At 56.2% G+C, this 24973-nt stretch carries 33 protein-coding genes, 2 tRNA genes and 1 pseudogene; 15 read left to right on the top strand and 21 right to left on the bottom strand.

What is annotated here, in order from left to right; all coding sequences use genetic code 11:
• Positions 1-925: 925 nt before the first annotated feature.
• The 8 genes from AC6CHO_RS04255 to AC6CHO_RS04220 form a co-directional block, all read right to left on the bottom strand.
• Positions 926-986, bottom strand: a tRNA-OTHER gene (locus AC6CHO_RS04255).
• Positions 987-1400: 414 nt separating this feature from the next.
• On the bottom strand, positions 1401-1772 hold the full coding sequence (locus tag AC6CHO_RS04250) for a hypothetical protein (RefSeq protein ID WP_498213864.1): 372 nt from the start codon (positions 1770-1772) through the stop codon (positions 1401-1403).
• Between the two features lie 79 nt (positions 1773-1851).
• Positions 1852-2064 carry a hypothetical protein gene (locus AC6CHO_RS04245; RefSeq protein WP_498213863.1) on the bottom strand — a complete coding sequence of 71 codons (213 nt, stop codon included), beginning with the start codon at positions 2062-2064 and terminating at the stop codon, positions 1852-1854.
• 62 nt (positions 2065-2126) lie between these two features.
• Complete coding sequence (locus AC6CHO_RS04240) at positions 2127-2804, bottom strand: hypothetical protein (RefSeq protein WP_498213862.1); 678 nt, start codon at positions 2802-2804, stop codon at positions 2127-2129.
• A 9-nt stretch (positions 2805-2813) separates the two neighbouring features.
• Positions 2814-3032: a hypothetical protein gene (locus AC6CHO_RS04235; RefSeq protein WP_498213861.1), complete on the bottom strand. Its 219-nt coding sequence runs from the start codon at positions 3030-3032 to the stop codon at positions 2814-2816.
• A 393-nt stretch (positions 3033-3425) separates the two neighbouring features.
• Entirely contained in the window at positions 3426-3545 is a 120-nt protein-coding gene (locus AC6CHO_RS04230; protein WP_498214133.1) for a DUF3310 domain-containing protein, read from the bottom strand.
• Between the two features lie 201 nt (positions 3546-3746).
• A complete protein-coding gene (locus AC6CHO_RS04225; protein WP_498213860.1) occupies positions 3747-3995 on the bottom strand; it encodes a hypothetical protein in 249 nt (82 codons plus the stop codon).
• A gap of 218 nt (positions 3996-4213) precedes the next feature.
• The gene (locus tag AC6CHO_RS04220; RefSeq protein ID WP_498213859.1) at positions 4214-4489 is read right to left on the bottom strand and encodes a hypothetical protein; all 276 of its coding nucleotides are present in this window, start codon (positions 4487-4489) and stop codon (positions 4214-4216) included.
• 691 nt (positions 4490-5180) lie between these two features.
• Here AC6CHO_RS04220 and AC6CHO_RS04215 point away from each other — a divergent pair.
• Positions 5181-5399, top strand: coding sequence for a hypothetical protein (locus AC6CHO_RS04215; protein WP_498213858.1), 219 nt, complete (start codon positions 5181-5183; stop codon positions 5397-5399).
• On the opposite strand, the gene AC6CHO_RS04210 is transcribed toward AC6CHO_RS04215, so the two are convergent.
• The 3 genes from AC6CHO_RS04210 to AC6CHO_RS04200 all read right to left on the bottom strand — a co-directional run bounded on the left by AC6CHO_RS04210 (position 5394) and on the right by AC6CHO_RS04200 (position 6826).
• Entirely contained in the window at positions 5394-5549 is a 156-nt protein-coding gene (locus AC6CHO_RS04210) for a hypothetical protein (RefSeq protein WP_498213857.1), read from the bottom strand. The genes AC6CHO_RS04215 and AC6CHO_RS04210 overlap by 6 nt on opposite strands.
• A 209-nt stretch (positions 5550-5758) precedes the next feature.
• The gene (locus AC6CHO_RS04205) at positions 5759-5998 is read right to left on the bottom strand and encodes a hypothetical protein (protein ID WP_498213856.1); all 240 of its coding nucleotides are present in this window, start codon (positions 5996-5998) and stop codon (positions 5759-5761) included.
• A gap of 624 nt (positions 5999-6622) precedes the next feature.
• Positions 6623-6826: a hypothetical protein gene (locus AC6CHO_RS04200; protein WP_498213855.1), complete on the bottom strand. Its 204-nt coding sequence runs from the start codon at positions 6824-6826 to the stop codon at positions 6623-6625.
• Between the two features lie 272 nt (positions 6827-7098).
• Here AC6CHO_RS04200 and AC6CHO_RS04195 point away from each other — a divergent pair, with 272 nt between their 5' ends.
• The 4 genes from AC6CHO_RS04195 (at position 7099) to AC6CHO_RS04180 (ending at position 10742) form a co-directional block, all read left to right on the top strand.
• Complete coding sequence (locus AC6CHO_RS04195; RefSeq protein WP_498213854.1) at positions 7099-7722, top strand: hypothetical protein; 624 nt, start codon at positions 7099-7101, stop codon at positions 7720-7722.
• Between the two features lie 275 nt (positions 7723-7997).
• A complete protein-coding gene (locus AC6CHO_RS04190) occupies positions 7998-9077 on the top strand; it encodes a DUF4062 domain-containing protein (RefSeq protein ID WP_498213853.1) in 1080 nt (359 codons plus the stop codon).
• Between the two features lie 460 nt (positions 9078-9537).
• Positions 9538-9798 carry a GlsB/YeaQ/YmgE family stress response membrane protein gene (locus AC6CHO_RS04185; RefSeq protein ID WP_498214132.1) on the top strand — a complete coding sequence of 87 codons (261 nt, stop codon included), beginning with the start codon at positions 9538-9540 and terminating at the stop codon, positions 9796-9798.
• Between the two features lie 740 nt (positions 9799-10538).
• Complete coding sequence (locus AC6CHO_RS04180; RefSeq protein ID WP_498213852.1) at positions 10539-10742, top strand: hypothetical protein; 204 nt, start codon at positions 10539-10541, stop codon at positions 10740-10742.
• Positions 10743-10896: 154 nt separating this feature from the next.
• Here the strand turns inward: AC6CHO_RS04180 and AC6CHO_RS04175 are convergent, their stop codons facing one another.
• The 5 genes and pseudogenes from AC6CHO_RS04175 to AC6CHO_RS04155 form a co-directional block, all read right to left on the bottom strand.
• On the bottom strand, positions 10897-11022 hold the full coding sequence (locus tag AC6CHO_RS04175) for a hypothetical protein (RefSeq protein WP_498213851.1): 126 nt from the start codon (positions 11020-11022) through the stop codon (positions 10897-10899).
• 261 nt (positions 11023-11283) lie between these two features.
• A complete protein-coding gene (locus tag AC6CHO_RS04170) occupies positions 11284-11547 on the bottom strand; it encodes a hypothetical protein (RefSeq protein WP_498213850.1) in 264 nt (87 codons plus the stop codon).
• Entirely contained in the window at positions 11544-11696 is a 153-nt protein-coding gene (locus AC6CHO_RS04165) for a hypothetical protein (RefSeq protein ID WP_498213849.1), read from the bottom strand. Before AC6CHO_RS04165 ends, AC6CHO_RS04170 begins: the two co-directional genes overlap by 4 nt.
• A 24-nt stretch (positions 11697-11720) precedes the next feature.
• Complete coding sequence (locus AC6CHO_RS04160; protein WP_498213848.1) at positions 11721-12101, bottom strand: DUF7455 domain-containing protein; 381 nt, start codon at positions 12099-12101, stop codon at positions 11721-11723.
• Positions 12102-12545: 444 nt separating this feature from the next.
• Positions 12546-12869, bottom strand: a pseudogene (locus AC6CHO_RS04155) (DUF7768 domain-containing protein).
• A 398-nt stretch (positions 12870-13267) separates the two neighbouring features.
• Here AC6CHO_RS04155 and AC6CHO_RS04150 point away from each other — a divergent pair.
• Entirely contained in the window at positions 13268-13846 is a 579-nt protein-coding gene (locus tag AC6CHO_RS04150; protein ID WP_498213847.1) for a hypothetical protein, read from the top strand.
• Positions 13847-14173: 327 nt separating this feature from the next.
• Here the strand turns inward: AC6CHO_RS04150 and AC6CHO_RS04145 are convergent, their stop codons facing one another.
• The gene (locus AC6CHO_RS04145) at positions 14174-14626 is read right to left on the bottom strand and encodes a DNA cytosine methyltransferase (protein WP_498213846.1); all 453 of its coding nucleotides are present in this window, start codon (positions 14624-14626) and stop codon (positions 14174-14176) included.
• Positions 14627-14773: 147 nt separating this feature from the next.
• The gene (locus tag AC6CHO_RS04140) at positions 14774-14959 is read right to left on the bottom strand and encodes a helix-turn-helix domain-containing protein (RefSeq protein ID WP_498214131.1); all 186 of its coding nucleotides are present in this window, start codon (positions 14957-14959) and stop codon (positions 14774-14776) included.
• A 91-nt stretch (positions 14960-15050) separates the two neighbouring features.
• Here AC6CHO_RS04140 and AC6CHO_RS04135 point away from each other — a divergent pair, with 91 nt between their 5' ends.
• The 5 genes from AC6CHO_RS04135 to AC6CHO_RS04115 all read left to right on the top strand — a co-directional run bounded on the left by AC6CHO_RS04135 (position 15051) and on the right by AC6CHO_RS04115 (position 17682).
• A complete protein-coding gene (locus tag AC6CHO_RS04135; protein ID WP_498213845.1) occupies positions 15051-15422 on the top strand; it encodes a hypothetical protein in 372 nt (123 codons plus the stop codon).
• A 131-nt stretch (positions 15423-15553) separates the two neighbouring features.
• Entirely contained in the window at positions 15554-16063 is a 510-nt protein-coding gene (locus AC6CHO_RS04130; protein WP_498213844.1) for a hypothetical protein, read from the top strand.
• 101 nt (positions 16064-16164) lie between these two features.
• A complete protein-coding gene (locus tag AC6CHO_RS04125) occupies positions 16165-16374 on the top strand; it encodes an ImmA/IrrE family metallo-endopeptidase (RefSeq protein ID WP_498213843.1) in 210 nt (69 codons plus the stop codon).
• Positions 16375-16499: 125 nt separating this feature from the next.
• Complete coding sequence (locus tag AC6CHO_RS04120; RefSeq protein ID WP_498213842.1) at positions 16500-16754, top strand: hypothetical protein; 255 nt, start codon at positions 16500-16502, stop codon at positions 16752-16754.
• Positions 16755-17394: 640 nt separating this feature from the next.
• Positions 17395-17682 carry a tyrosine-type recombinase/integrase gene (locus AC6CHO_RS04115; RefSeq protein WP_498213841.1) on the top strand — a complete coding sequence of 96 codons (288 nt, stop codon included), beginning with the start codon at positions 17395-17397 and terminating at the stop codon, positions 17680-17682.
• A 181-nt stretch (positions 17683-17863) separates the two neighbouring features.
• Here AC6CHO_RS04115 and AC6CHO_RS04110 read toward each other — a convergent pair.
• The 3 genes from AC6CHO_RS04110 to AC6CHO_RS04100 form a co-directional block, all read right to left on the bottom strand.
• Positions 17864-17939, bottom strand: a tRNA-Val gene (locus tag AC6CHO_RS04110).
• Between the two features lie 117 nt (positions 17940-18056).
• A complete protein-coding gene (locus tag AC6CHO_RS04105) occupies positions 18057-18506 on the bottom strand; it encodes a redoxin domain-containing protein (RefSeq protein ID WP_498213840.1) in 450 nt (149 codons plus the stop codon).
• Complete coding sequence (locus tag AC6CHO_RS04100) at positions 18506-18880, bottom strand: DUF3052 domain-containing protein (RefSeq protein ID WP_498214130.1); 375 nt, start codon at positions 18878-18880, stop codon at positions 18506-18508. Before AC6CHO_RS04100 ends, AC6CHO_RS04105 begins: the two co-directional genes overlap by 1 nt.
• Before the next feature lie 404 nt (positions 18881-19284).
• On the opposite strand from AC6CHO_RS04100, the gene aceE reads away from it, so the two are divergent.
• The 4 genes from aceE to AC6CHO_RS04080 all read left to right on the top strand — a co-directional run bounded on the left by aceE (position 19285) and on the right by AC6CHO_RS04080 (position 24928).
• Positions 19285-22029: a pyruvate dehydrogenase (acetyl-transferring), homodimeric type gene (gene aceE / locus AC6CHO_RS04095; RefSeq protein WP_498213839.1), complete on the top strand. Its 2745-nt coding sequence runs from the start codon at positions 19285-19287 to the stop codon at positions 22027-22029.
• 131 nt (positions 22030-22160) lie between these two features.
• Positions 22161-23369, top strand: a complete 1209-nt coding sequence (locus AC6CHO_RS04090; RefSeq protein ID WP_498213838.1) for a PucR family transcriptional regulator — start codon at positions 22161-22163, stop codon at positions 23367-23369.
• Positions 23370-23545: 176 nt separating this feature from the next.
• Positions 23546-24469: an ACP S-malonyltransferase gene (locus tag AC6CHO_RS04085; RefSeq protein WP_498213837.1), complete on the top strand. Its 924-nt coding sequence runs from the start codon at positions 23546-23548 to the stop codon at positions 24467-24469.
• Between the two features lie 213 nt (positions 24470-24682).
• A complete protein-coding gene (locus AC6CHO_RS04080) occupies positions 24683-24928 on the top strand; it encodes an acyl carrier protein (protein WP_060701512.1) in 246 nt (81 codons plus the stop codon).
• The last annotated feature ends 45 nt before the right edge of the window (positions 24929-24973 follow it).

Here is a 24973-nt window from a genome sequence, read left to right as displayed (position 1 = left end):
AAGGTCGCAACGCTTCAGCGATCGCTAAATTGTCCGCACCGTGAGCCAGACTGGGCCCATGAAGAAATCACTCGCATTCGTATCACAGTCGCTATGCATTGCGCTATCAGCTTGCGGCGCGCAGACACGCCCCAGACTCCCCCGAATTCGGCAGCATCGCCCACTGCCACGCAGCGCCACGCTACCGAAGCTGCAGATTTAGCTGGAAATTGGAATCAGACGAATTCATTGGATCCCGACGCGTACCAGGCAGCGACGATCGACGAGGACTCCATCACCATTAATTAGGTGACGAATAGCGGGGACACCGCGTAGCTTTATTGGGTCGGAACTTCTAAACTATCGGGGAGAGCAACGGAATCCCACTCATGGACCTCGAAACGCGATCGCAAATCCACAGATAGCGCAATCTTGACCTCGGGTGACGACACCAAGAAATTCACGTTCAAAGATGGCGAGATTTCCTATGAAGCGAAACCTACCGCTCACAAGGCGGTTGCTCTGCCGTTGAGCTACAAGGGCATTGCCGGTTTGCATGGTAGTTAGTCATGCTCACGGCGGATTGCAAGAGGGCTAGCCATCCACCTCCCGGTATCACCGATAGTAGTTCCGACTGTCGGGCGGAAAACCGACCATGCAACCCAGAGGGACCCAAGCATGGTCGCAGGAGCGATCACTAATCGCGTCGCGCCACCGGCAGGACTCGAACCTGCTACCTGCGGTTTTGGAGACCGCCCCTCTACCTGTTGAGCTACGTTGACTTATCTCGGTTTCAGTTCGGCACCGGGTAGCCGTTGATGCTCCGACGCTTCTCGGCGGTGGTCACCGTCTCGCCGCTTATATGCGTGACCGGGCCCAGCTCTGCTGGGTCAGCGATGATTAACCTCCCAGGGATCATTCATTCTGCATCCTTGTCGGGATTGCGTGCGACTGGCAGGATTTGCACCTGCGACCTCTTACGCGCTCTACTACTGAGCTACAGTCGCTGCCCTTCGCTTCCGGGGGGCTGAGATTCGAATATTCATCTATTTATTGTCCTTGGCGGGAACGTGCGCTGCCGGGAATTGAACCGCAGTAACACCCCTGGAGTGTTAGCCATCCATCGCTCCCCCGGGCTCGTGTTCCTGGGGGCATGAAATTGTGCGGTGGTTTTGGGACTTTAGCCGGCCATTGCCTCTAGCTCGCACAGGTCAGGATGCGGCTCGCTCTCAGCTGTTCCACGCAGTAGGAATGGGTCCCACTCTAACGCGCGGGATAGGTATCTACGTGGAGAAAACCTATCTTGATATATACGATAGATACAAAACCCGATTTTGCCTAGTCTGACTAGCCATATATCCTGTTAAACTGGCCGTTTCTTGTATGGCTTTGAGGACTTCGGCTGGTGTGTGTCCCTCGTGTCACGCGACGATATCGCATGTTGGTGCGAGTTTTCCTCGTCTCACCCATGATTTGGCAGTGTTGTAGCTGGCAGGGTAGCCGGCTTCCTTCAAGGCTTTGAGGATTTGTCGTAGTGGTGCCCGCACGTGCCAGGCCTCGGTGATGCGGTTGCAGATCTGGTCCGCGGTGTCGTGTTCCCGTTTGCAGGTCTTGCGCCGTCCGACCGTTGATGTTTCGTGCCCTTCGATGATGCCGTCGCATCGGGTCGCTGCGCCGACTTCGGTGAAGTCGAGCGCCCCGCACTCCCCCAAAGGTCGCTTTGAACGCGGAATGTCTGCAGCCGATATGACCGCGCGCTCCAAATCGGCCGGCTCCCAGTACAAGTCGCCCACATCTTCACGCTTGATCTACTGGATGGCGACAGCGTGCAGGTACTCGGCCACCTTCGTGGGAGTCGTGAAGATGCGCAGCTTATTGTGCTCCACACTCTCCATTGGCCCAGTGCGCGAGCTCCACCAGGCGCTTCACGTACTTCCCCAGGCGCTCTTCCATGTCCAGGTTCATCGGCGCCGTCGGCTCCCCGGTGCCCGATGAACCGTTACTGGGCCGGACACCCATGTTCGCCAACGTCTGCCCAGCAGTTTTCAACGTATCCGAAACATGCAGCAGAAGCTCACGGAGCATCTGAACATGCTTGTTGCACAAGTATATGCCCTCCGGTGTTTGGTAATCACAAATAATGCAGTTCAATCTTTTGACTTCCTGTATTCCAAAAACGCTTTCAGTGATGACTCAAGGTTTTTCAAAGCCTCAGCTTCGGAGATATTCCGACGGTGCAAGTCGTAGGAGGTTTCACGAATAGAGATAAACAGCTTGGTCGACTCCGCCACCGCGCCGATTACAGCGAAAAGATTCGGAGTCAATCTTGGCACCACTTGCTCTTGATCTTCCCGGCTCAGGACGTGGTAGCACCAGATAATGTCGCTTTCTATTTCAGTAATAATCTTTGGTACAACGTTGCTATCAAAGATTTTCTTGTAGCTGATCGTCCACAACTCCGCATGCAGCGAAGCTTCACGAGCTAGTGCTCTCGCTGTTTGGACGTCGTCCTTTGAGGTGTCAACGAAAACAAGGAGACGCAGAGCTTTGATAAATTCTGCGAGTGCCGGAAGTCGTTGTTGCTCCAATGCTATTTCTCTTGTGAGCTCCAATTGATCCTGCGATGTATTCCAAGCTTTCCAAGCGTAACGAGCCATGAAAATGGTTATGACCATGGCAAAGAATGCTCCGATTGAACCTACTGCCAACCACATGAGCTCTAGCCCTTTTGCTGAATCAATGAGGCTTGTACTGCAGTCGATGAGTTCGACTTTGACAGCGTTAGGGTCTGCTATTTGGCATGTGATTTCGTCAGCTCTAATCATTCTCTGATTCTATTTGTTTCGCCCGGTGATTAGGACTAGTTGGGTGGGATCGAGGTCGTAGGGGTCTTGGTCGAGTTCTGTTGGTACCCAGATGCGGGTTACGTCGGGCCATTGTCCTATGGCGAGTATTTCGGTGGAGATGGATCGTCGGGTTTCTCGGCAGAACATGCTGATGGTTTTGCCTTGATCGATGCCGGATAGGCGGCGCGCTTCAGCTTTGATTGGCATGGCTACCGTGCCTTATCCCAGTCGCATGAGAGCCCACCCTGATAGCTTCGCGAGTGGACAATGCATGTCACCTCGCGGCCGTCTTTCAGGATGATGTAACGTTCGTAGAGTGTCGTTGGTTCGCCCGTTTCAACGTTCGCGGCACCACTAGCACACCCGGCCACTAGTAGTCCGATGATTGCGAATGCTGGGATAAGTCGCTTGACTGTTCCTCCTGGATGGTTATTGGTGCGTCGGATCCTGCGCACCTGTGGCGAAGTTCCCCTTTTGCGTCTCGCCAGCTGATGATGATCAGGCCAGGATCAGAGATAGCCGGTCCTGATTGCTAGACGGTGCTTGGTATTCCTCTGACGAAGAGGCGATCTCAGGGTTTGAGTTCTTTGACGGTGATGTTCACGTGTTGTCCTTGGGGTGGTTGATTCGGCGGTCGAGGTAGAAGCGTCCTTTTCGAAGGTCCTCATCTCGGAGGTTTTTCTTTCCTGCGCGGGCAATGCATTTGATTAAGTTGAACAGGTATGCGTCTGCGTCTAGGCCCCAGGCTTCAGCGACTTTGTTGTCTTCGTAGGGGTCGTCGGGGCCGCCAGCGTATTAGGGGTGCACTACGGTTTGAGTTGCGAGCTCTCCCGGGCGTGCGACGCGGTAGGACTTCAGTCCGCTGGGTGATATGCGGTGCCCTTCGTGTATGGTTTCTGCTGCTGACGATAGCGCCATTGTTTAGTTGCTGCCTCGGGATTGTTCGTTGCAGTGTGCGCATTGCTGCGTTTTCCAGTAGTGCCAGCAGATGATGCAGAGCATGTCGTCGCCGGTTGCTGGTTGCCAGTCGTGTTTGGTTTTGCCGCAGCGGGCGGTGGCCGGTTCGCCTTCTAGCCAGGCTTGGGCTTGTCCGCGGCAGAATCGATGGGAGAGGTTGTCTTCGCTGGTGGTGGTGTGTTCTGGGTGGGTTAGGGTGTCAACGGCAGTCATTCTCACTGCCTTTGTATTCGGGATTACGAATCCACGTCCTTGTTGCCGTGTCGTGGTCAAAATCTATTGCAAGGTCCACCGCGGGAAGCGAACCAAGAGGGAGAGCCGGATGATCAGTTAAGCCAGGTACGAATTTCACTGGTTTGTATGCCCAATGCACGAGCAACGCTCCGGCGATGAATCCGGCGCCGCCCGTGCCGATTGCGAGGAGGCTGAGGCTAGTCATCATTGCAGTTCTCGCAAGCGCATGATGCCCCGTACCCCAAGGCTTCTTCTTCTTCTTTTGCCTCTAGGCTTGCGGTGCGGAGCATTCCTACCAGTTGCACGTGAGGCATTTCGCTGTTGCCACACAAGAACCCGTCACGGGTGCCGCGTTCGTCCATTCCCGCGGTAGTGAGGAGTACGACTGCCCCGGTGACGATGTGTCCTTCTGGGATGATCATGGGCACTTCTAGGCCGTAGATGTTGATGTTGTTGATGATTGGTTCGCTCATGGTGTTTCCTCTCCGCAGTTTTGGCAGGGTTTGAATTCGAGGTGTGTGCAGACGATGTGGTCTAGTCCGTTTTCTTCACTGCTGCCGTCCGTGGCCCATGGGTCCAGGTGGGTGGTGGTGACTGTAATTGCTGGGCCTTCCGCGTGGTTCCACAGTGCTGGCATTTGTAGGTGCGCGACCATGCGCAGACCCTGTACCAGGCGTGCCCGAACAACTTGCAACGGGCGGCGGCGGTCCAATAAGCCATAAATATGAGGACTGCCGCGCCTGCAGTGAATGCGACGATCTGTGGGTGCTCATAGCTTCACGACCCTGACGAGCGCTTCGGATGATTTCACTTGGTGATCGCAGTTGAGGAGGGTTTCCCCGAATTCAAGGAGGGCGCGCAACGTCCTGTACCGACCGTCGCACATGAGGTACGACTCGGTGTAGTGGCATTTGTGGCATTCCCAGTGCATTGAGTAGGCGGCGGATGCACCTGCCTGGTGTCCATAGTGGCCTTGCGGGTGGCCTTCTCCTTCGCATGGGAGCGGGATGTCTACGTTTTCGGTGAGTTGAGTGAACGCGTAGGTGTGTTCGTGGGTTTGGGTGGTCATTGTTGTTCCTGGGTGAGTTGGCGTAGTGCGTTGGGAACGATTTGGGGTACGAGTCTGGCTTGTGCTGGGGTGAGGTTGAGGCCGTCGAGGATTTGTTGGATGGCGGTGAAGACGAGTTGGCCTTGTTCTTCGGCGAGGCGAATTTTGCGTTCTTCGACACCTGCTTTGACGGCCATGCTGGCCCATTTCGCCAGTTGTTCTTCTGCTTGGCTGAGTGCTTGCCATTTGATGTTGATGCCAGCCCCATCGGTTTTGAGGTTGGTTGGTTCGCCTTTTTCTTCGCCTCGTTCGTGTTTGGTTTCGCCGAACTATAGGTCTTCTTCGGGGAGGTCTTTCACTAGTGAGCAGAGCCATGCGACTTCGGCGGCTTTTTGGTTGATGAGGTTGAGGAGATGTTCCACTGGGTGCCGGTTGATGCCGTCGGGGTCGATGCATCCTAGGACTTCCACGGCTTCTGCTTCCATTGCTTGTACTGTTGCTGCGTCTTGTGCTGTGGGTGACTTGCCGCCGTGTTTGCCGCAGCGGGTTCCGCCGTGGACGGGTGGTGCTTGGCAGGGTTCGCCTTGGCCATGGCGTTGTCCGCGTTTCTTTGCCCTGGCGCGAATTGGTGGTCGCCTTTGTATCGTTTAATTGCGGTGGCGAGTTGTTCGGGGCTGATCTTCGCCGCCAAGAGCTATTCCCGGTACTCTGCGGTGATGTGGTGCAGGTTTGCCTGTGGTCGTGCGTAGCGGGCGCGCAGTGCGCGGATTGTACTGTTATCCACTTCGCCTGGGGTGAAACCCTGGACGATGATGCGGCCAAAGATGCCATCATAAGGCATTAGCTGCTCGGCGGAGAGCGCGGCTTTGGCGAACTCAAGGATCACTTCGAGGTATGCGTCTCGCTCCTCGCCTTCAACACCGACGTAGGCCATACGATTTTGGAAGTCAGTTAGTTCGGTCTGGTGGCGACGGCTGTCAAGGGAAACGATGTTGGGGCTAAGGCCGACGAGGGCGGCGTGTGGTTGGTGGTCGCCTACTTCGCCTTGGTACGCCACGTCGTGCGGGTCTGGGGTTACGTGCGCGGGGCGTATTTGCTTCGCTTCCTCCCACACCGAAGTCGCCCAATCATCCGGTAGCACCATCGCACCAGCGTGCCCAGGATAAACCGTGAGAATAGTTGCAGGGATCTATGCGTCTGCTGATTCAACTTGGCACTTATCCCCTGCGTTGAGTTTCTTCACCGTGGCCACCTAACCTTTTCTAGAATGTCCGCGATGACGGACCCTGCGTATAACCCCCATTTCTCACGGCGCCTGAGTTTGGGGATTAGCTTTGGCCCTACGACGTGTGCTGCGTGCACTGGTGTGGGGGTGTTGTAGGTGTATTCATTGTGGAGGATTCCGGGTTTTCCGGGAATCTCATGGAATACGACGTCGTCTGGTTCTACCTGATTCCATTCTAACTGGTTATATATCCGATTCAAATAGCAGAATCGGGCTAGATTAAGGGCTTCTTGTTGAGGATTTCTGCGGCCTGGTTGAGTGGGTCGGTGGTGGTCATTGTTTTGGGCCTCCGTGTTTTTTGCATCCGGAGTAGGTGGGGTGCGGGGTTCCGGGTCTGAAGTCGTTGTTGCTGATGATGTCGTGTCCGGCGCCGCGGTATTTGTAGGGTTTGATGGTTCCTGTGTGGCGGTGGAATTCTTGGGTTGTGAGGGCTCGTGCGTAGTTTGGTTTGTAGTTGTTGTCAGTGTCAGTGCTCATGATTTTTACTCTCTATTTTGTGACTGGAATATGAATTAGCTAGTTTCACTGATTAGAGCCATAATTAAAAAATTCATCTACATCTAAGGTAGGAAGAAATGACCAAGAACCCTCTGCTTACTATTGCCGACGTAATTCATTCACTGTCGACAAGATCGCGGTCTAACACGTCCACGAGAGAAGATCTGGAGACCGAACTCTTGTCGCTTCTAGATGGGCGCCAAGGTGAGTCCGCCGTTGTCGCGTCCAGGCGACGTGCGTACGAGGCCCAGATGGTAGCTGAAACATTTTTCGGTGCCAGCAGCGACGGATCTAACAACTACGTAAATCTGGAAAAGTTGAACGAAATCGTTTGGTCGGTTCCTGATGACGTGTCCCGATGCTTGACGGGCGATTACTCCAGAATGCATCACAACGATGTGGATATTGTGCGAATGGCCGCTGGTTTCACGGAAAGAGACGGGCTATATCCTGGTGCTCGCGAACAGTACGACTTCGCTTGGCTCTTCGAGATTCTCGACGATATCGATTCGTCACTTCCGATCTCATCAATCCCCAAACAACTACAAACTGGCATATCACGCCACATCATGATCATGCGTGGCACTCTCGCAAGCGATCTGGTTCCTCTAGATACCGTAGTTCAGCAACTTGCAACACTTTCTGGCCTCCTTTTCGCAGCTGCACAAAATGAAACAGATAAGAAGAAAGCCAAGAAATTCTTTAAGTGGGCCGCCCGTATATCTGCAGGAGTTGTTATTGACATCGCCACCGGAATCCCAATCAGTACTGCAACGAACTTCGTAATGATGGCCCTTGAAGCCGGGGATTCCGACGGGTCGGACGACGAGTCTGATGACGATTTGCAGGATCTCGGTGAAACAATTTCCGTTTAGTCATTGGGTATTCCTGCTGTTTCGTGGTGGTTTTCGCAGTCTCGGGCGAGGCTGGGGACGAAGTGGATGCGGCCGCGAGTTGCGCATTGGTGGGGCTTCTCCGTTGGCGCGAGACTCTCGATCATGCACCATTACGGAGGCTTCGCGTTACGATTGTTAACGAATGTCCAGACACCGGTGAGCGGTAGAGAAAACTCAAAATCCGTCGCACCTGCTAACTGGCTACTTCCAAATTTGGCTACGGTTGCGGGTTCGCAATAGAAGTGGGAGAACAAATGGAAATTCGCGAGCAAGTCTTCATTAGCTCCACATACATAGACCTCAAAGATGAACGAAATAAAGTCATTCAAGGCCTTTTGGAAGCTGACTGTTTTCCCGCTGGAATGGAGACTTTCCCCGCATCCGACGATGATAAGTGGGACCTTATCAAGGGAGTAATCGACGATTCCGACTACTACTTGCTGATCATTGGCGCGCGTTACGGTGCAGAGGATGAAGAAAGCCAACTTAGCTACACCGAGAAAGAATACGATTACGCCGTGGAGCAGGGGAAACCTATCATGGCTTTCATCCACGCTAATCCCGGCTCGATTGCCGCCGACAAGACCGATCAGAATGACGCCAAGCGGGAGAAACTGGAAGGGTTCCGCACCAAAGTTCAATCTCGGATGGTGAAGTTGTGGAACAACGGCGATGAGTTGCCTGGCTATGTGGCACAAGCTCTTATGAAGTTGCGCAAGAACAAGCCTGCTATTGGCTGGGTCCGCGGTAACCATGCAATGACACCTGAGGTGGAGCTTGAGATTAGTGAACTCAAGCGTGAAGTTGCGTCTCTCCGAAGCGAGCTCGCCCAAAAGTCTGGCACCCCGAGGATCGCCGATGATCTGGCGGAGGGAAACGATGAAATTAGTTTGGAAGTCTTCGTAGACATTTGGTCTAAAGAGAACGAGAAAAGTGACGAAGTTCGCCGGAAAGGTAAATGGAACATTCAGGTAACTTGGGATCAGATCCTGTTTGCCATTGGGCCGGCGCTCTTCCAGGAACTGGATGAAGTGGGCATGAAGTCCAAATTGGAGCAGATGTGCACGCAAGAGCTGTGGGGCGAGAATAACCGTCCTGAGGGTATTGTGAGGCTCGCCCAATTGTCGTTGTATGATGACGGATTCAGTGCGGTCTTGGTTCAATTTCGCGCCCTGAACTACATCGAAAAAGGCACGCAACGCAGGCCGCCAAGCGATGGCGGGCGCTATTGGGTCCTTACGGAGGAAGGATCCGACCGCCTAATGAAGCTTCGCGCGATTCGCCGAAGCAGTGCTGCCGAAGATCTTAGCGAGCCTAGTGCAGGAACTAACTGAACCGCCATAGCTCGCCTGCACCTTGACATTCGCGCCCATCAGAGGACTCCTTGATCTTGTCAGCTTCGTGTTCCAGCCAGTCACAAACCTCGCCAGCCACAAACTCGTCAAGCACCAACGGCCACTGCTTTGCCATGCGGTCTCGTGCTTTCAAGTGCACAGCCGCCTCTCGTTCCTGCATGTGCTGGTCGAGCACCTGAGCGACGTGGTTGTGGCGCATCTGTCTCGGATGCGAGAAATCACCGACGCTTTCGCCGTACTGGTGTCCGCATTTGCAACGGTTTTCCACATCCGTAAAGTCAGCGGGCTGATAGTGGGGTGTGCTACGAGGATTTCCATGATGGACATCGTGTGTCCCTTCGTTTTTGCTGACTTCTTTTCCTACTGCCCGTTAGTGTTTTTCCTTGTGCCTCTCAGTCCAGATGCTGAACGAAATTACTCGATCCTTGAGGATGAAGTTATGGGTTTTATTGGTTGGATTGTTCTAGGCCTTATTGCTGGTGCGATCGCCAAGGCGATCAAGCCAGTTGAGCAGGGTGGCGGCTGGCTCGCTACCCTCGTGCTGGGTGCTGTTGGTGCCATTGTTGGTGGCTGGATCGGCTCCGCGTTGTTTGACGTTGGTGTCGATAAGTTCTGGTCGCTTTCGACGTGGTTGCTGGCCATCGGCGGCTCGCTGATCGTACTCATTATCCGGGGACTGATCACACGCAAGAAGGCGTAATCTGCACTATCGGACGGGGTCTCACTCTTCGGGGTGAGGCGCCGTTCTTCATGCTTAGGCATCGTCTACGATCGGGCGGTATAGGACTACATGGTTGCGCTCTGAGATGTCGTCTGAGCTTTCGAATCCGTTAGCTCCAGTTGCCAGCCAGCCTGACGCGCACCGCTCGCGAACAACTCTGAGCTTCACCGAGCGAATGACCGTCTCCTGTGGCAATGTCTCAAACTCTTCCGCGCTGCTCACTATCGGCTGGGCGACGGCGAGGAGTGGCTTCAGCAGTTCGATAACCTTGTGTGTGGCGTTCTCGTCTAGCCTTACGTGTGAGCCAAAACTTCCGTATGGAAGGTCTTTTTGCATGATCAGGCGGGCGAGAGCGCTTCTTCGTTTAGCGAGGTGCTAGAGATCAGAATGGCCTGCTTTCAGGTTTAGCTTCGAGGCCGAGACGCTCTGCAACGTCGAACGCACTTAGATTGAATGCCTGCTGGGTGTCCTGCATCCATCCTTGCAGTTCAAGGACTTTCAGTAGGTTGGCGGTGCGCTGTTCGTAGGCCAAGGCAAGCGTGGTTGTGCGTTGTCTACGAGTAACGACTCGATCTGCTGGGTTCCCGAATCGTCGCTGGATAGGATTGTTACGCTGAGTCCGAACGCTGCATTCTCAGCGTGCGGGTTGCCGGGTAGATTGCTCAATTTTTTTCCTTTTCACCTTTGATCGGTGGCTTGCCTGCGGCGATACTTTGTTCATGGATATCGATATTGAAGTTCGGTACGTGGGCAACGACGATATTTACACCGTCGCATCACCCACGGTTCCAGGTACTTCTTTGGAAATGCAGTCACTTGAGGAAGGCTCTAGTCTTGCGCATCCTCGGGACGGTGCAGTCGCGGGAACAGACGTTGATTCGATGGTTGTTGCTAACGTCGTCGAAATGGATGACGGAGACTGAATACCCGAACTCATTCCCCGTTCGCGGTGGTGCGTGCTTGCTTGTCGACGTAGTCAACGGCCTCGGCAAGTATGGCAAATGCTTTCTTCGGCCTCGCGGCGGGATGACCCACCATCTGCGAGTGAACGGGCCCATTCGTACTTTACAGCGTGGTTCACTCATTCGGCTCACCGAACAACGCTTCTTCGAGCTTGTCGCGAAAGTAGCTGACCGGGTACTCGGCTTCTTGGCCGTGATCGAGGCGGGCGAAACCAATGGCCTCGCCCATTTCTTCGGCCATGTCCCGCACTCTTGCTACCTGCGCCTTAGCCTATTCCAGTTGGATGAGGAGCGCGAGGACGGTAGGCGGATCAAACGTGGCGATGAACTCGGCATCGACAAGACGATCCGGTCCTATTGACACCGCCGGTGGATCATAATCTGGGTCACCGAAATCTGCAGTTGTGAATACTGCATGTCCCAAAGACCCATAGTTGTCCCACGGCCCGGGGGGTTGCTGCTTCTGCGATCTTGCGCAGCGCAGTGAGGTCTATTTCCTGGGTCACGCCGCGTCACCTGTTGGTACGTGCTTATTGGCGATGCCCCGGTATTGGCGGACCTGTTCCGGGGTGGCCCATCCTTCGGCGATGAGAATCGGGATGATGGCGTTGAGGTTAGAGAGTACTGCTTCGCGGATCCGATGCTTTTCGATGGGTGGCCTTTCGTCCCATGAGTGCATGTGTGGGTGGTTTCCGGTGACGTGTAACCAGTTGACTTCGTGAATGACGATGGTTTCCACGAGTTCTGTGGTGATGTGCTGGTTCATGAGGTCACCTGCTCGCGTTGGCATCCGCACCGGTAGTACTGGTAGTTGCGGTTGGTCTTGTCCTTGCGGGTTGGACACACGTCGGATTTGTTGTGTTCCCGTGCTGCGCGGCGTTTGGCTGCGCGTTGGGTATTTGGTCGCTTGCTCATTTGTTTGACTCCTGCTTGGTGTGGTTAGGCCCAGCGGTCCAAATCCCACATGGATAAGTGGATTGGGGTTGGTGGCGCCGGGTCGACGACGCCCTTAGCTTGACCTTTCGCTTTCGCTGCCCGGGCTGTGGCTTGGGCTTCCCAGTCGGTGTGGTTCATGCGGTAGTCCCGGTGGTGTGTCGGGCGTGCGCCGGCGTTCCACAAGTTGCGGGCGTAATGATTGCAGAACATCAGCAACGAGACTCCCCCAAGGATTCTGTACGCGAACACATGCATGGCCTGTGCCCCGCATTGGTCGCAACGGTCCAGCAGAGTGAGGGCTTCGGGGATGGCAAATTCGATAACCACATCCAATTCCACATGCATGTCACGAATGGGTTTCACTGCGAGGTCAGACGGTTTCATTTGGTTTTCCTCAACTCGGTAAGCTCCGACAGGAGCGTATTGATATCCGATTGCTGCCTGCGGACCGTGCCCGTCAGGCTGATGATGATCTCCGCTGCCTTAGTTGAACTGGATGTTGTGGGCGCGAGTATCCCCACGCCCACAACAAATAACTAGCATCCCGCCGGTTTGCGGAAACCTTCAACATCAGAAGTCCAATGCCACCCACCACAATGCTCTTAGAACCGAACTGGGTTGTCATGACGGGTCTCAGCAACAATCTCCCTATACAACTGCCGGATCGTGCCCTTATCCGGCGCCCAAACCTTCAAACAATACTCATCACGGCAAGCAGGACGCGGACTCCGCTTGAAATACTGGTTCTGACTCACGACTCAGCGTCCAACACATCAAAGATTTCAGTCTGGACTTCGATGGGCTCAACCTGTTCTTCTTGCGCACTCATTAGTTTGTCCCGATGCCGCGGAATTCGATGGGCCGGCCTTGTTTTTGTGCGTCGAGGTTGCCTTGGACCATGCCGTCGGTGATGCCGTAGTTGGTGTAGACGACGGTCGCTGCAGCGTGCTTGCCCCATGCGAGGCCGGCGCTGCTCCCTTTGGCTCGTTCCCCCGGGATCGTGTCATCTAGTACGCCGGATTAGGTGTAGAGCAAGTGGGATGCGATGGGCGCTTCACCACGTGCCACGCTGTCTGCCAGGGCCCGGCGGGCATACTGTTCGTTGCGTTCAATGTCGCCTGCGCACGGGGATTCAATGATTACGAGTCGCATTGTCCATCTCCTTCAAAATCGAGTTGGTCTTGATCCGGCGCGAACTGCCGGGGTTTGGGCTGGTTGGGTTTTCGGTGTGGTTGGTCTCGCTATCCGATATCTGGGATGAGCGACGTTTCTGGACTCGTGTAGGTGCTGGTGCGTGCGCAGGCGGGGTTGTTACATTGGATCCTGTCGCCGTACCGCTTGCCCCCACGCCCCGCAATAACCGCACCTAGGGTGCCGTGACTCGAAAGATGACGTCATGAAGTGATCTGCTTGTTGATATCGACGTTCCCGATATTCGGCGCTTCGCGAAACGTTTCATGCGCAGGCTGCCTGATGGTCGCCCCATCACTTCGGGAAGTGCCCACATTATGATCAACCAATTCATTTTCCTTTCAAGTAAGCTGAAGTGCATGTTATGGGGACTCTCGCAAGAAACATGGCTCGAATTATGGTCAGGCGCAATTGGTGCTTTCGTCTCTGCTGTAGCCGCAGCGCTCGTCGCGTGGGGCGTGGTCGTTGCAACTAATCGACATCAAGCTCGCCTGGCGTTCGTCACCACCAAACAAGCGGCCCTGGAAGCCCAACGGTCACGAGCAATTGAGGTGGTTTTTGAGTTCATGACGCTACTCGACGATTCGATCTCTAGCTTGGATAACATGTCCAAGGATTCGTTCAGACCCACATATAAACGCATGTTTGCACTTGTGCACAAGCTCGGATTAATTGGCGGCCTCGCTATGAATCTGAGAAATCTACTGTTTATGTGGCCGCCGCTAATTCGCGAATTGATACATCAGATCCTCGAAGAGAACGATCCCGAGCTACGTCAAGCAACAATCGACGCGCTCGTCAACGCTCACTCGGGCTTCGCAGTAGCCATGCCCGTTTTCCTTGGAGATGAACCATTCGACGAAAAGGAAATGATCGAATTCATGATGAACACCTACAGAGTTGGAGAAGATGTCCTAAAGGACACCAGTAGACTCTGAGCGGCCCTCGCCATTCCCACTTGGCGCATTTGCCTGCACTAGTCCGTTGCCATGAGTTACGCGTTCATATGACCTCCTTGATTGTCCACAGTTCCCTTGTCGGTCGCCTGCCTCGGTAGCGTTTAAGGCAACAGGCGCAGATCCAATACCAGTACGATGGCGACATATCGCACGCTGGCCCAGCACCACTCTCGTCGAGTCGCGACGTTGAATCGCAGTACGCGCAAAAGTCATGGTCATACTTGCTCGGTCCACTGGCGACGATGAACGGGACCTGTACCTCACGCTCACGTTCAAGTCGGTCCTGAATGCTCAATTGCCCGTCCGTCACGCGCCCGCCAAACTCCCTACCGCGATGATCCCAAGGTCACGTGCGGCTAGCGGGGTTACTGCGTGGCCAGCTTGCTTGACCGACTCGCGCTTGTTGCCGGTCATGATGTAGTCCTTCGGGAACGCCATGCCGCGGCTGATTTCGTGGGGTTCCAACCTGCGGAACTCGCATTCGTTGATGTCCTCCACCGCCCACTCGGTCAGTCCGTGGTGGTTAGCTCCGGCCGTGAGTGTGCCCAGAGGATCCGAAGCTGGTCGGGAACTGTTCTGCAGCTGGTTCTCCGCGGTCCCGCGCATCGTGGTGACCATCGCGAAACGATCTACAGTCGGGATCGTCGGGATGACCTTCGACACCGGGTGAGTTACCCCATCTCCGTAGTACTCCATCAGCATGTGATGCCCAGGCGTAGTCAGCAGCCCAGTCTCGTTCCGAGTAGTCTGCGTTCGCATAACATCATGAAGCCACTGCGCATACTTCCCATCCCGGCCATCAACTGGGATCAGTAGTGATTCGTGCAGTCCTCCTGCAACAAGAGTCCGGAGCGTGCCGTTCACCGTGTCTGATCGAGTCGAATCTGACCCGCTCAAGTTACCGGCTCATGACCGGTACCCGTGGGGCTGGCCTTTGCGGAAGCGGTCTAGTGCGCTGTGCGGGATGCGCCATGGTGATGTGCGTCCGCCCATGTCGGATTTGTAGGCTCCGGGGAACTTTCCACGGTTGGCGAGCATGCGAATCATCGTCGGGCTCTGCTGAAGCTCTTCCGAGGCTTGTTCGACTGTCATGTCAGACACGCTGATTCCTTTCTTGAAAGATTTTCAACTGGCTATGCGTCCAATTGAGCTAGACGCTTTCGGGTAAAAAATAAGTAGGAGATTGACGCCAAGCGCATCTGCCGATCGCTTGCGCCTTTTCCGGTTTGCAGGTGGTGCGATAACCGGAGACCAGATGGGCGATAAAAGCTGGCGACACCCCGGCTCTTTCGGCGAGTGTGCACTGTCGCATCTTCCTGCTATCAAGAGGTTTTCCGGCCAAGACCGCCTGCTTGCCCTCTTTGGTGAACACGAAGGTTTGAATGTTTCATCTGATATGAGCTGCATGTACCCAAACCCTTTCCACGGGTTTGCGGTGCGGAACGGTGAACTCAAGTCGGGCCTTTCTGTAAAGATGTTTGCGCTTGTTTCGATAGATCTATCATCAATTCTCAGTAAGGAAATGGCAGGTCTAGATGGACGCTTTTTTGCTTGAATTCACGAGGGCTGTTTGAAAACTCGCAGAGAATCAGTAAACAAGTAAGGCGAGATGGGACAGAATAGGAAGTAAAGACGTCCATTTCAACTGGATTGCAGAACTTCGGGCTCGGGAGCAGTTTAGGAAACATGAACAAAGCACCTAAAGACGAAACGCTTGCCGAGCTCATCGCAAACCGCAAGCGAGACAACTCCTACGAAGGACTCGCAATCCAAAGCAATGGCATCCTAACCCGTAGCAACCTCCAAAGAATGGCAACCCAGCAGCTGACAGACCTGCCCACCGTAAAGGTCATCCGCGCGCTGGCAAAGGTTCTAGTAGTTCCCGAATCACGGGTCCTGGCTGCGGCCGGCGTAACTGTCGGCATCACTCCTGAGTGGGGCCGGGATCTAGTTATCTACGGTGGAAAGAACCTTCACAAGGAGTCTCAGCGAATGCTCCTGGACATGGCTGAGCACTTGCGCTGGTGGGCCGAACAAGTGGATTCCGTCGACGCAGAACCAGACAACGTGACCCCTCTACGCGCCGTGAAAGAGTCGACTCCTGACTGGTCCCAAGTGGTTGCGGATAGTTCTGCTTCTTCTCGTGCCAAGGGAGAAATTAATCCCGAGCGCCCAGAGGACACCGTCTACCCTTAGGGTTCAGACAACTATCCAACCGATGGCTTATTTCTCGTAGCCTAACTGCATATTCGAACGTATATTCGAAGAACATCTTATCTCGCATACGAGCCCGGATTGTGGAATCCGAGCTTCCCGACAACTGGTGGGGAGTCTACGATCTATCCACAAACACGGTCTACCTGCGCTCCAGGCTTGCCCCGATTCAACGCAACTCAACGTTGCACCACGAAGTAGCGCACGCCGCTCTAGAGCACTCTGGTCACCACCCTAGGCAAGAACGCGCAGCTGAGGAACTGGCAGCGTCGTGGCTAATATGCCCGAACTAGTTCGCCGCGGCATCCAAAATATACAGAACCTCAACCTCCCTCGCCGCGGAGCTCGAAGTGCTCCCCCGAGACATCCACGCATACATGCGACTACTTCAGCGCACCCAAAAACAGGAGACACAATCATGGTCGCCAGAGTAGAAGACCGCTGGCTCTCAAAAAAGAAAGACAGCGAAGGAAAACGCAAACGTAAAAGCACCTATGGTGTCGGAAACCGCTGGATGGCAATCTGGGATGACCTCGACGGAATCGCGAGAACAAAGAAGTTCCCCACCCAAGAGCAAGCACAAGCATTCCTGGACGACGTAACAGCCGACAAGAATACCGGAAACTACCTAGACGCACGCGAAAAATTCATTGGCGATCTTATGGGCCAGTAGTTTTCCGCATCAGTCCGTTGGAAGGCATCGACGCGCAATGCAGCAGAGTCCGACATACGTGCGCACCTGAAACCGCAATGGAAAGACTGGACTGTTGGCGCTGTTCGCAAGCGCGATGTTCAAGACTGAGTTGGCAGAATCGACTTGGCGCCACGTACGGTCGGAACGATCCACGGACGATTTCTAACTTTCATGTCCTGGTGCGTGGAGGACCGGCTGATTGGCAAAAATCCTGCCGCTAAAGCTCAGCCCCCGAAAGGACGTGCACGCGAGCACCTTTTCCTTTCAGTGCAACAGGTTACTGCTTTGACAGATGCGATTGATGAACATTTCAGGCCATTGATTTGGTTACTGGCAACGCGTGGTTTGCGTATTGGTGTAGCCGTAGAACCACGGGTGAAGGATCTGCAGTTGGATCGAGGGCGTATCCGAATAGAACGGTCAGTAGTGTTCTTGAAAGGTGGGCCTCCGGTTGTTGGCCCGCCCAAGAGCGGTAAGGCTAGCATTGTGTCGGTTGCACCGTCCCTGGCGAAGTTGCTTCAGGAACTAGTGCAGCATCGGCGGGGCAACAATCTAGTGTTCACTACTGTTCGCGGTTTCCAAATTCGACCCAACAATTTCAAACATCGTCAGTTTGACAATGACGTTACCAAAGGTGAATGCCGCCGCCGGGGCGGCGCGGGGCCTAGGAGTGAAAAAACCAGTTACTGTTCCCGAGGGACTGTGGGTTCATGATTTGAGGCGTACCGCGGCATCGCGGCTGATAAGGTCCGGCGCATCTGTGAAGGCGGTTCAACGGCAGTTGGAGCACGCTACAGCGTCGATCACACTGGACACTTACGCCGGCTCGCTCGATCAGGATTTGGATGATCTTAGTTCGCGTTTGGAATTGATAATCCGACCTGTACCTGTTGCTGATGCTGCATAGACTTACGTGTTTCTCACCTTTTGCTTACGTTTCGTTTAAGTGTTTAGTTCGGAGAAAGGATACGAAAGAGTCTCAAATACGGGTCTAGTACGCGTAAGTGCGTGACCTTGAAAACAGGTCTAAAACACAAGAAATCCCGCCCTAACCAACCTGTTTAGGTTAGTCGGAGCGGGATTACAATTGGTGGGCCCTACCGGGATCGAACCGATGACATTCACGGTGTAAACGTGACGCTCTACCAGCTGAGCTAAAGGCCCTAACCATGTTCGCTTTGGAAGCCAACGAGGAATAACTTTACCGAGATATTTCCCAACGCGCAAATCGAGGCGGAGGCTTTCCGCGTGAACTGGAGCACAGTGCCTGTTCCCCTGGTACTACAAGCCTTCGATAGCATCCATATAGTCTTGAATCGCGCGAGCTTCTGCCATCCCGCTGCGGAAAATCTTCTGCACCTGGCCGTCAACGACGAGCAGGGAGACGCGCGTAGCGACACCTTGAAGCTCATCAAACGCACCGACTTGCCGTGCAACGTCCCCATGGGGCCAGAAGTCGGCAAGAAGCTCGAATTCAAGATCTAGCGATTCCGCATAGCTGCGCAGGGTGAATTTATGGTCGACTGATACGCCTACGATGCGCACCTCGCGTTCGGCAAAGTACTCATGCTCTTTATTAAGCGCCGCCAACTCCGAACCGCAAACCCTGGAAAAGGCCCAGGGGAAAAAGACAACCAGCACTCGGCCTTGAGAAAGCCCGGTGCTGGTTATCGACTCACCGTATTGATTTTGCAGCGAGAAATCGAACAGGCGCGAACCTGTTTGAATCATTAGTTCTTCTTACGTGGGGCAAGGCGGACTGCAGACCAGTCCTCCGAAACACCTTCACTTGTAGTCACGTGCAGGCCAGCACTCGGTGCCTCCTGCTGAATTAGTGCTGGGGATACGTGGCCGTCGCGGCCCTGCTTCGGGGTTAGCAGCCAAACAATGCCGCTTTCCTCCAGGCAGTTCAACGCGTCCATCAACGAATCAACAAGGTCTCCATCGCCATCGCGCCACCAGAAGATAACTGCGTCGACAACGTCATGATCCTCTTCGGTGAGCAGCTCTGAACCAATCAGATCCTCGATCGAGTCACGCAGATCGTAATCCACGTCATCGTCGTAACCCAGTTCCTGAATAAGGTCTTCATTTTGGAACCCCATTTTTTTGGCGGGCTCCAGATTTGCCGATACGGCGTCGCTCACTTCATTCCTCCTGCTGGTGCAAAGCGTTACTACCAACGAAACACGGTTTTCCTGTTCCATTCAAGCGCTGCAGCAATAACACGCCGAACAAATATAACCCACGATACAGTGGCCCACATCATATCGACAGGAGCGTCAGGTCAATAGCTACTATACCGTATTACCCAAGTCACATAAAAAGTCTTATTTAAGCGCATTTTGGCTCAGAATTGTGCTCCCAAGCCCGCAAAAAGGACATTAGAGTTGCATATGAACCGACAGTGCACATCACTCCAGTGTTACTGCACCCGTTGTCCCAAAACCGTTGCATCGCAGTGGAAAACTGCAACGCAGCGGAGCCGCAATTCAATCAAGGAGCTTCCGTGGCTGTAGAGGAACACATCTCCCAGATCCGTAGCGGGTTGACTTACCAGCTTTCAGATCGGGATCCTGAGGAAACTCAGGAATGGATGGACTCGTTTGATTCTCTCGTAGAATCCCAGGGCACCGAGCGTGCTCAGTTCATTATCCGCTCGCTATTGCAGCGTGCAGGTGCAAAGTCCGTGGGTGTCCCCCATGTGACCACCACCGACTACGTGAACACTATTCCTGTGGACCAGGAACCAGACTTCCCGGGCGATGAAGCCATCGAACGCCGCTTCCGCGCATTCATGCGCTGGAACGCAGCCATCATGGTGCACCGCGCCCAGAACCCGGCCATCGGCGTTGGCGGCCACATCTCCACCTACGCTGGTGCAGCCACCCTCTACGAAGTGGGCTTCAACCACTTCTTCCGTGGCAAGAACCACCCAGGCGGCGGCGACCAGGTCTTCTTCCAGGGCCACGCCTCGCCGGGCATGTACGCCCGCGCCTTCCTCGAAGGCCGCTTGTCCGAAGAGGACATGGACGGCTTCCGCCAGGAGCACTCCAAGGAAGGCCACGCGCTTCCTTCCTACCCGCACCCGCGTTCGCTTCCCGACTTCTGGGAATTCCCGACCGTGTCGATGGGCATCGGCCCAGCTAACGCCATCTACCAGGCACAGCTGAACCGCTACCTGCAAAACCGCGGCATCAAGGACACCTCCGACCAGCAGGTCTGGGCCTTCCTTGGCGACGGCGAAATGGACGAGCCGGAGTCGCGCGGCTTCTTGCAGCTGGCTGCCAACGAAAAGCTGGACAACCTGAACTTCGTCATCAACTGCAACCTGCAGCGCCTGGACGGCCCGGTTCGCGGTAACGGCAAGATCATGCAGGAACTGGAAGCCTTCTTCCGCGGTGCTGGCTGGAACGTCATCAAGGTCACTTGGGGCCGCGAGTGGGATGCCCTGCTCGAAGCCGACAAGACCAATGCCCTGGTCGACATCATGAACCAGACCCCGGATGGCGACTACCAGACCTACAAGGCAGAGTCCGGCGCATTCGTGCGCGAGCACTTCTTCGGCCAGCGTCCGGAAACCAAGGAATTGGTTGCCGACATGACCGACGACGAGATCTGGAACCTCAAGCGCGGTGGCCACGACTACCACAAGGTCTACGCCGCCTACAAGGCTGCCGTCGAGTTCAAGGGCAAGCCAACCGTCATTCTGGCCAAGACCGTCAAGGGCTACGGCTTGGGTTCGCACTTCGAGGCTCGCAACGCGACCCACCAGATGAAGAAGCTGACCATGGAAGACCTCAAGGGCTTCCGCGATCACCTGCGCATCCCGATCACCGACGAGCAGCTCGAAGCCGATCTGTACTCGCCACCGTACTTCCGCCCATCCGAGGATTCGCCGGAGTTCAAGTACATGATGGAACGCCGCGCGGCCCTGGGCGGCTCGGTGCCGACCCGCCGCAAGGAAACTTCGGTCAAGCTCCCGCTGCCAGGCGACAAGGCATACGCCATCGCCAAGCGCGGCTCGGGCAAGCAGCAGGCAGCCACCACCATGGCTTTCGTCCGCCTGCTCAAGGACCTGATGCGCGACAAGGAATTCGGCCACCGCATTGTGCCGATCGTTCCTGATGAGTCCCGCACCTTCGGCATGGACTCGTTCTTCCCGACCGCGAAGATCTACAATCCAGGTGGCCAAAACTACCTGTCCGTGGACCGCGACCTGGTCCTGGCCTACAAGGAATCCCCTCAGGGCCAGCTGATCCACCCGGGCATCAACGAGGCCGGCGCCGTCGCAGCATTCACCGCTGCCGGCACCAGCTACTCGACCCACGACGAACCGCTGATCCCGATCTACGTGTTCTACTCGATGTTCGGCTTCCAGCGCACCGGCGACCAGTTCTGGGCTGCCGGCGACCAGATGACCCGTGGCTTCATCATCGGCGCTACCGCCGGCCGCACCACCCTGACCGGTGAAGGCCTGCAGCACGCCGATGGCCACTCGCCGATCCTGGCTTCGACCAACCCGGCCGTGATCACCTACGATCCAGCCTACGGTTACGAAATCGGCCACATCATGCGCTCCGGCCTGGAACGCATGTACGGCGGAACCCACCAGGATCCGAACGTCATGTACTACCTGACCGTGTACAACGAGCCGATCAGCCAGCCAGCTGAGCCGGAAAACGTCGACGTCGAGGGCATCATCAAGGGCATCCACCTGCTCAAGGAAGCCACCACTGACGGCCCGCGCGCACAGCTGCTGGCCTCCGGCGTGGCCGTGCCATGGGCGCTGGAAGCACAGGAAATCCTCGCCGAAGAGTGGGGCGTTTCCGCCGATGTCTGGTCTGTGACTTCGTGGAACGAACTGGCCCGCGACGGCCAGAACGCCGACGCCGAGGTGCTGATCGATCCTTCCAAGGCTCGCCGCACCCCGTACGTGACCAGCAAGCTGGAGTCCACCCCGGGCCCGGTCATCGCGACCACCGACTACATGCGCGCCGTGCCCGAGCAGATCCGCCCCTACGTGCCAGGTGAATTCCACACCCTGGGCGCGGACGGTTTCGGCTTCTCGGACACCCGTGCAGCGGCCCGCCGCTTCTTCAAGATCGATGCCCACTCGCTGGTGGTCCAGACCTTGCAGTCGCTGGTCGAGCGCGGCGAAATCCCTGCGGACACCGCAGTGAAGGCCCACGCCAAGTACGATCTGAACAACCCGAACGCTGGCAAATCCGGCAACGCTGGCGGCGACGCCTAAGCACCCACGGGTCGGCACTTGTGCCAGATCGGCTCCTGCCCCGCAACGGATTTTCCGCTGCGGGGCAGGAGCTTTTTAATCACCCTTCTTGGCATGGGCATGGCGGAGGAAAAATCACTAAGCTTGAGACCATGAGTCCCGAACTCGAAGCCGCAACGCCGAAAAACCGATCCAGCCAGCCGCAGCCGCCGAGCCCGCAAACGCTCAAGCGGCTCCAAAGCCATATCGGAGTCCTGTCCACCACGGCCTTGAAGTATCTTGACCAGCAGCTGCCCTGGTACCGCTCGCTGGATCCGAACGAGCGCGCGGCCCTGGGCCTGATCGCCCAAAAGGGCATCTCCACCTTTGTCACCTGGTACGAGGATCCGTCCTCCACCCCGTCGTGGGTGGTCACCGACGTCTTTGGGGCAGCTCCCACCGAGTTGACCCGTTCGATCTCGCTGCAAAAGGCCTTGGGGCTGCTGCGCACCATCGTGGAGGTGGTCGAATCCCAGGTTCCGGATATCGCCACGGAGCACGAGCAGGCCGCCCTGCGCGAGGCGGTGCTGCGCTACTCCCGCGAGGTGGCCTTTGCCGCCGCAGACGTCTACGCGCGCGCTGCCGAGACCCGCGGCGCATGGGACTCACGGCTGGAGGCCCACGTGGTTGATGCGGTGCTCCACGGCGAGCCCCATGAGTCGCTGGCTTCGCGGATTGCCGCCATCGGCTGGAAGTCGCAAAAGGACATCCGCATCTTGGTGGGCACCACGCCGGCAGCCAATTCGGCAACCTTCGTCACGACCTTGCGCCGGGTGGCCACCCGCTATTCGCGCGATTCGCTGGTGGGGGTGCTCGGCGACCGCTCGGTGCTGATGCTCTCTGATACCAAATTCGACGACGTCGACCTCACCCGCTTCACCCGGTTCTTCGGCCCGGGCCCGGTGGTGTACTCGCCGCTGGCAACCACGGTCAAGGACATGCACCATGCCGCGGTGGCCGCGGTCGCCGGCTACAGCGCAGCACGCGCCTGGCCGCAGGCGCCCAACCCGGTCAGCACCGATGATTTGTGGCCCGAACGCGCGTGCAATGGCGATCAGCTGGCACGCACGGCGCTGATCGAACAGGTGTATCAGCCGCTGCAGCAAGCCTCCAACGGGCTGCTTGAAACCCTCTCCAGCTATCTGGCGCTGGGGCATTCGCTGGAAGGCACCGCGCGCGAGCTCTTTGTCCATGCCAATACGGTGCGTTATCGGCTCAAGCGGGTCAGCGAGGTCAGCGGCTGGGACCCGCTGGTGCCGCGCGACGCTTTTGTGCTCCAGTCCGCATTGCTCTACGGCCGGCTCCACGAGTTCAACTTGTAGGCTTCACCCAAAGAATGGGCATGGCGCACAACACCATTTTGCTCGCTCATAGCGCATTACATGGGAATTCCGGTTGGGCATGGGATACTGTTTTGTAGAGTTCCTACAAATAGCCACCTTGAGCTTGGTACCGAAATGAAGCGCGAAAAGCTCCTAGAATTTGGAAAGCTGTAAGAGTGTTAGCAATCGTTTGCCCCGGACAGGGCTCCCAGACCCCAGGTTTCCTCGCCGAATGGCTCGAAGTTGAGGGTGTTGCCGATCATCTGGCAGCCCTGAGCGCCATTACCGAGCGCGACCTCACCGCCCACGGAACCGTCTCCGACGAAGAGACCATCAAGGACACCGCCGTCGCGCAGCCGCTGATTGTCGCCGCAGGCCTGGTGACCGCCCGTGCGCTGTTCGGCGACCACTTGCCAGCAGGCAGCATCCTCGCCGGCCACTCGGTTGGCGAAATCACCGCTTCGGCACTGGCTGGAGCCTTGGCTGAATCCGATGCAATGAACTTCGTCAAGGTCCGCGCCAATGCCATGGCCGAAGCGGCCGCAGCCACCCCGACCGGCATGGCCGCCGTGCTCGGTGGCGAACCTGAAGAGGTCCTCGCGGCCTTGGACGGTTTCGGGCTCACCCCGGCCAACGCCAATGGCGGCGGGCAGATCGTTGCCGCGGGAACCGCCGAACAGCTGGCCGAGCTGGTCGAGAATCCACCGGCAAAGGCCCGTGTGATCCCCTTGAAGGTTGCCGGCGCATTCCACACCTCGCACATGCAGCCAGCGGTGGGCACCTTGAAGGAATTGGCCGATACCCTCACGCCCGTTGACCCGAGCGTGAGCCTGCTCTCGAACTTCGATGGCCAGCCGGTCGCTGACGGCCAGGCCAACCTCGACTCCCTGGTAGCCCAGGTCTCCCGCCCGGTGCGCTGGGATCTGTGCATGGAGACCCTGGCCGAAGCCGGCGTCACCGGAGTCTTGGAACTGGCACCAGCTGGCACCCTGGTGGGTTTGGCCCGCCGCGGGCTGAAGGGCGTGAAGACCCTCGCGGTCAAGTCGCCTGCCGATATTGAAGCCGCCCAGGCCTTCATCGCCGAGCACACTGCCAACTAACCGGCAGAACTCAAAGATTTGCGCGCCAAACCAGTCATGATGCCACCGGCGGGCTCATCTCTGGCCTAAGCTTTAAACCGACGAAACTGCGGTGCGTGATTCATGCATCATCGTTTCAGCACATCGGCTCGCAACGGAAACCTGTCCGCAGGGATCTGTTTCAGCCACAAAGAACACCGGAGTCCTCCGGCAACTGAAGAAAAGGAGCCATCCATGGCTAGCAACGAAGAAATCCTGGCGGGCCTCGCCGAAATCGTCAACTCCGAGACCGGCCTGGACGAAGCAGACGTGCAGCTGGACAAGTCCTTCACCGAGGACCTGGACATCGACTCGATCTCGATGATGACCATCGTCGTAGAGGCAGAAGAGAAGTTCGACGTAAAGATTCCGGACGAGGAAGTCAAGAACCTGAAGACCGTAGGCGACGCTGTCAGCTTCATCGCTTCGGTTCAGGCCTAAGCTTTCGGCGTTAATCGCCACACCGTTGCGCGGGCAAGCCGTGCG

This window comes from Glutamicibacter sp. GQ173 (assembly GCF_059759215.1).
Note: the sequence above shows the minus strand (reverse complement) of the source record. Positions and strands in the feature narration are given on the sequence as shown.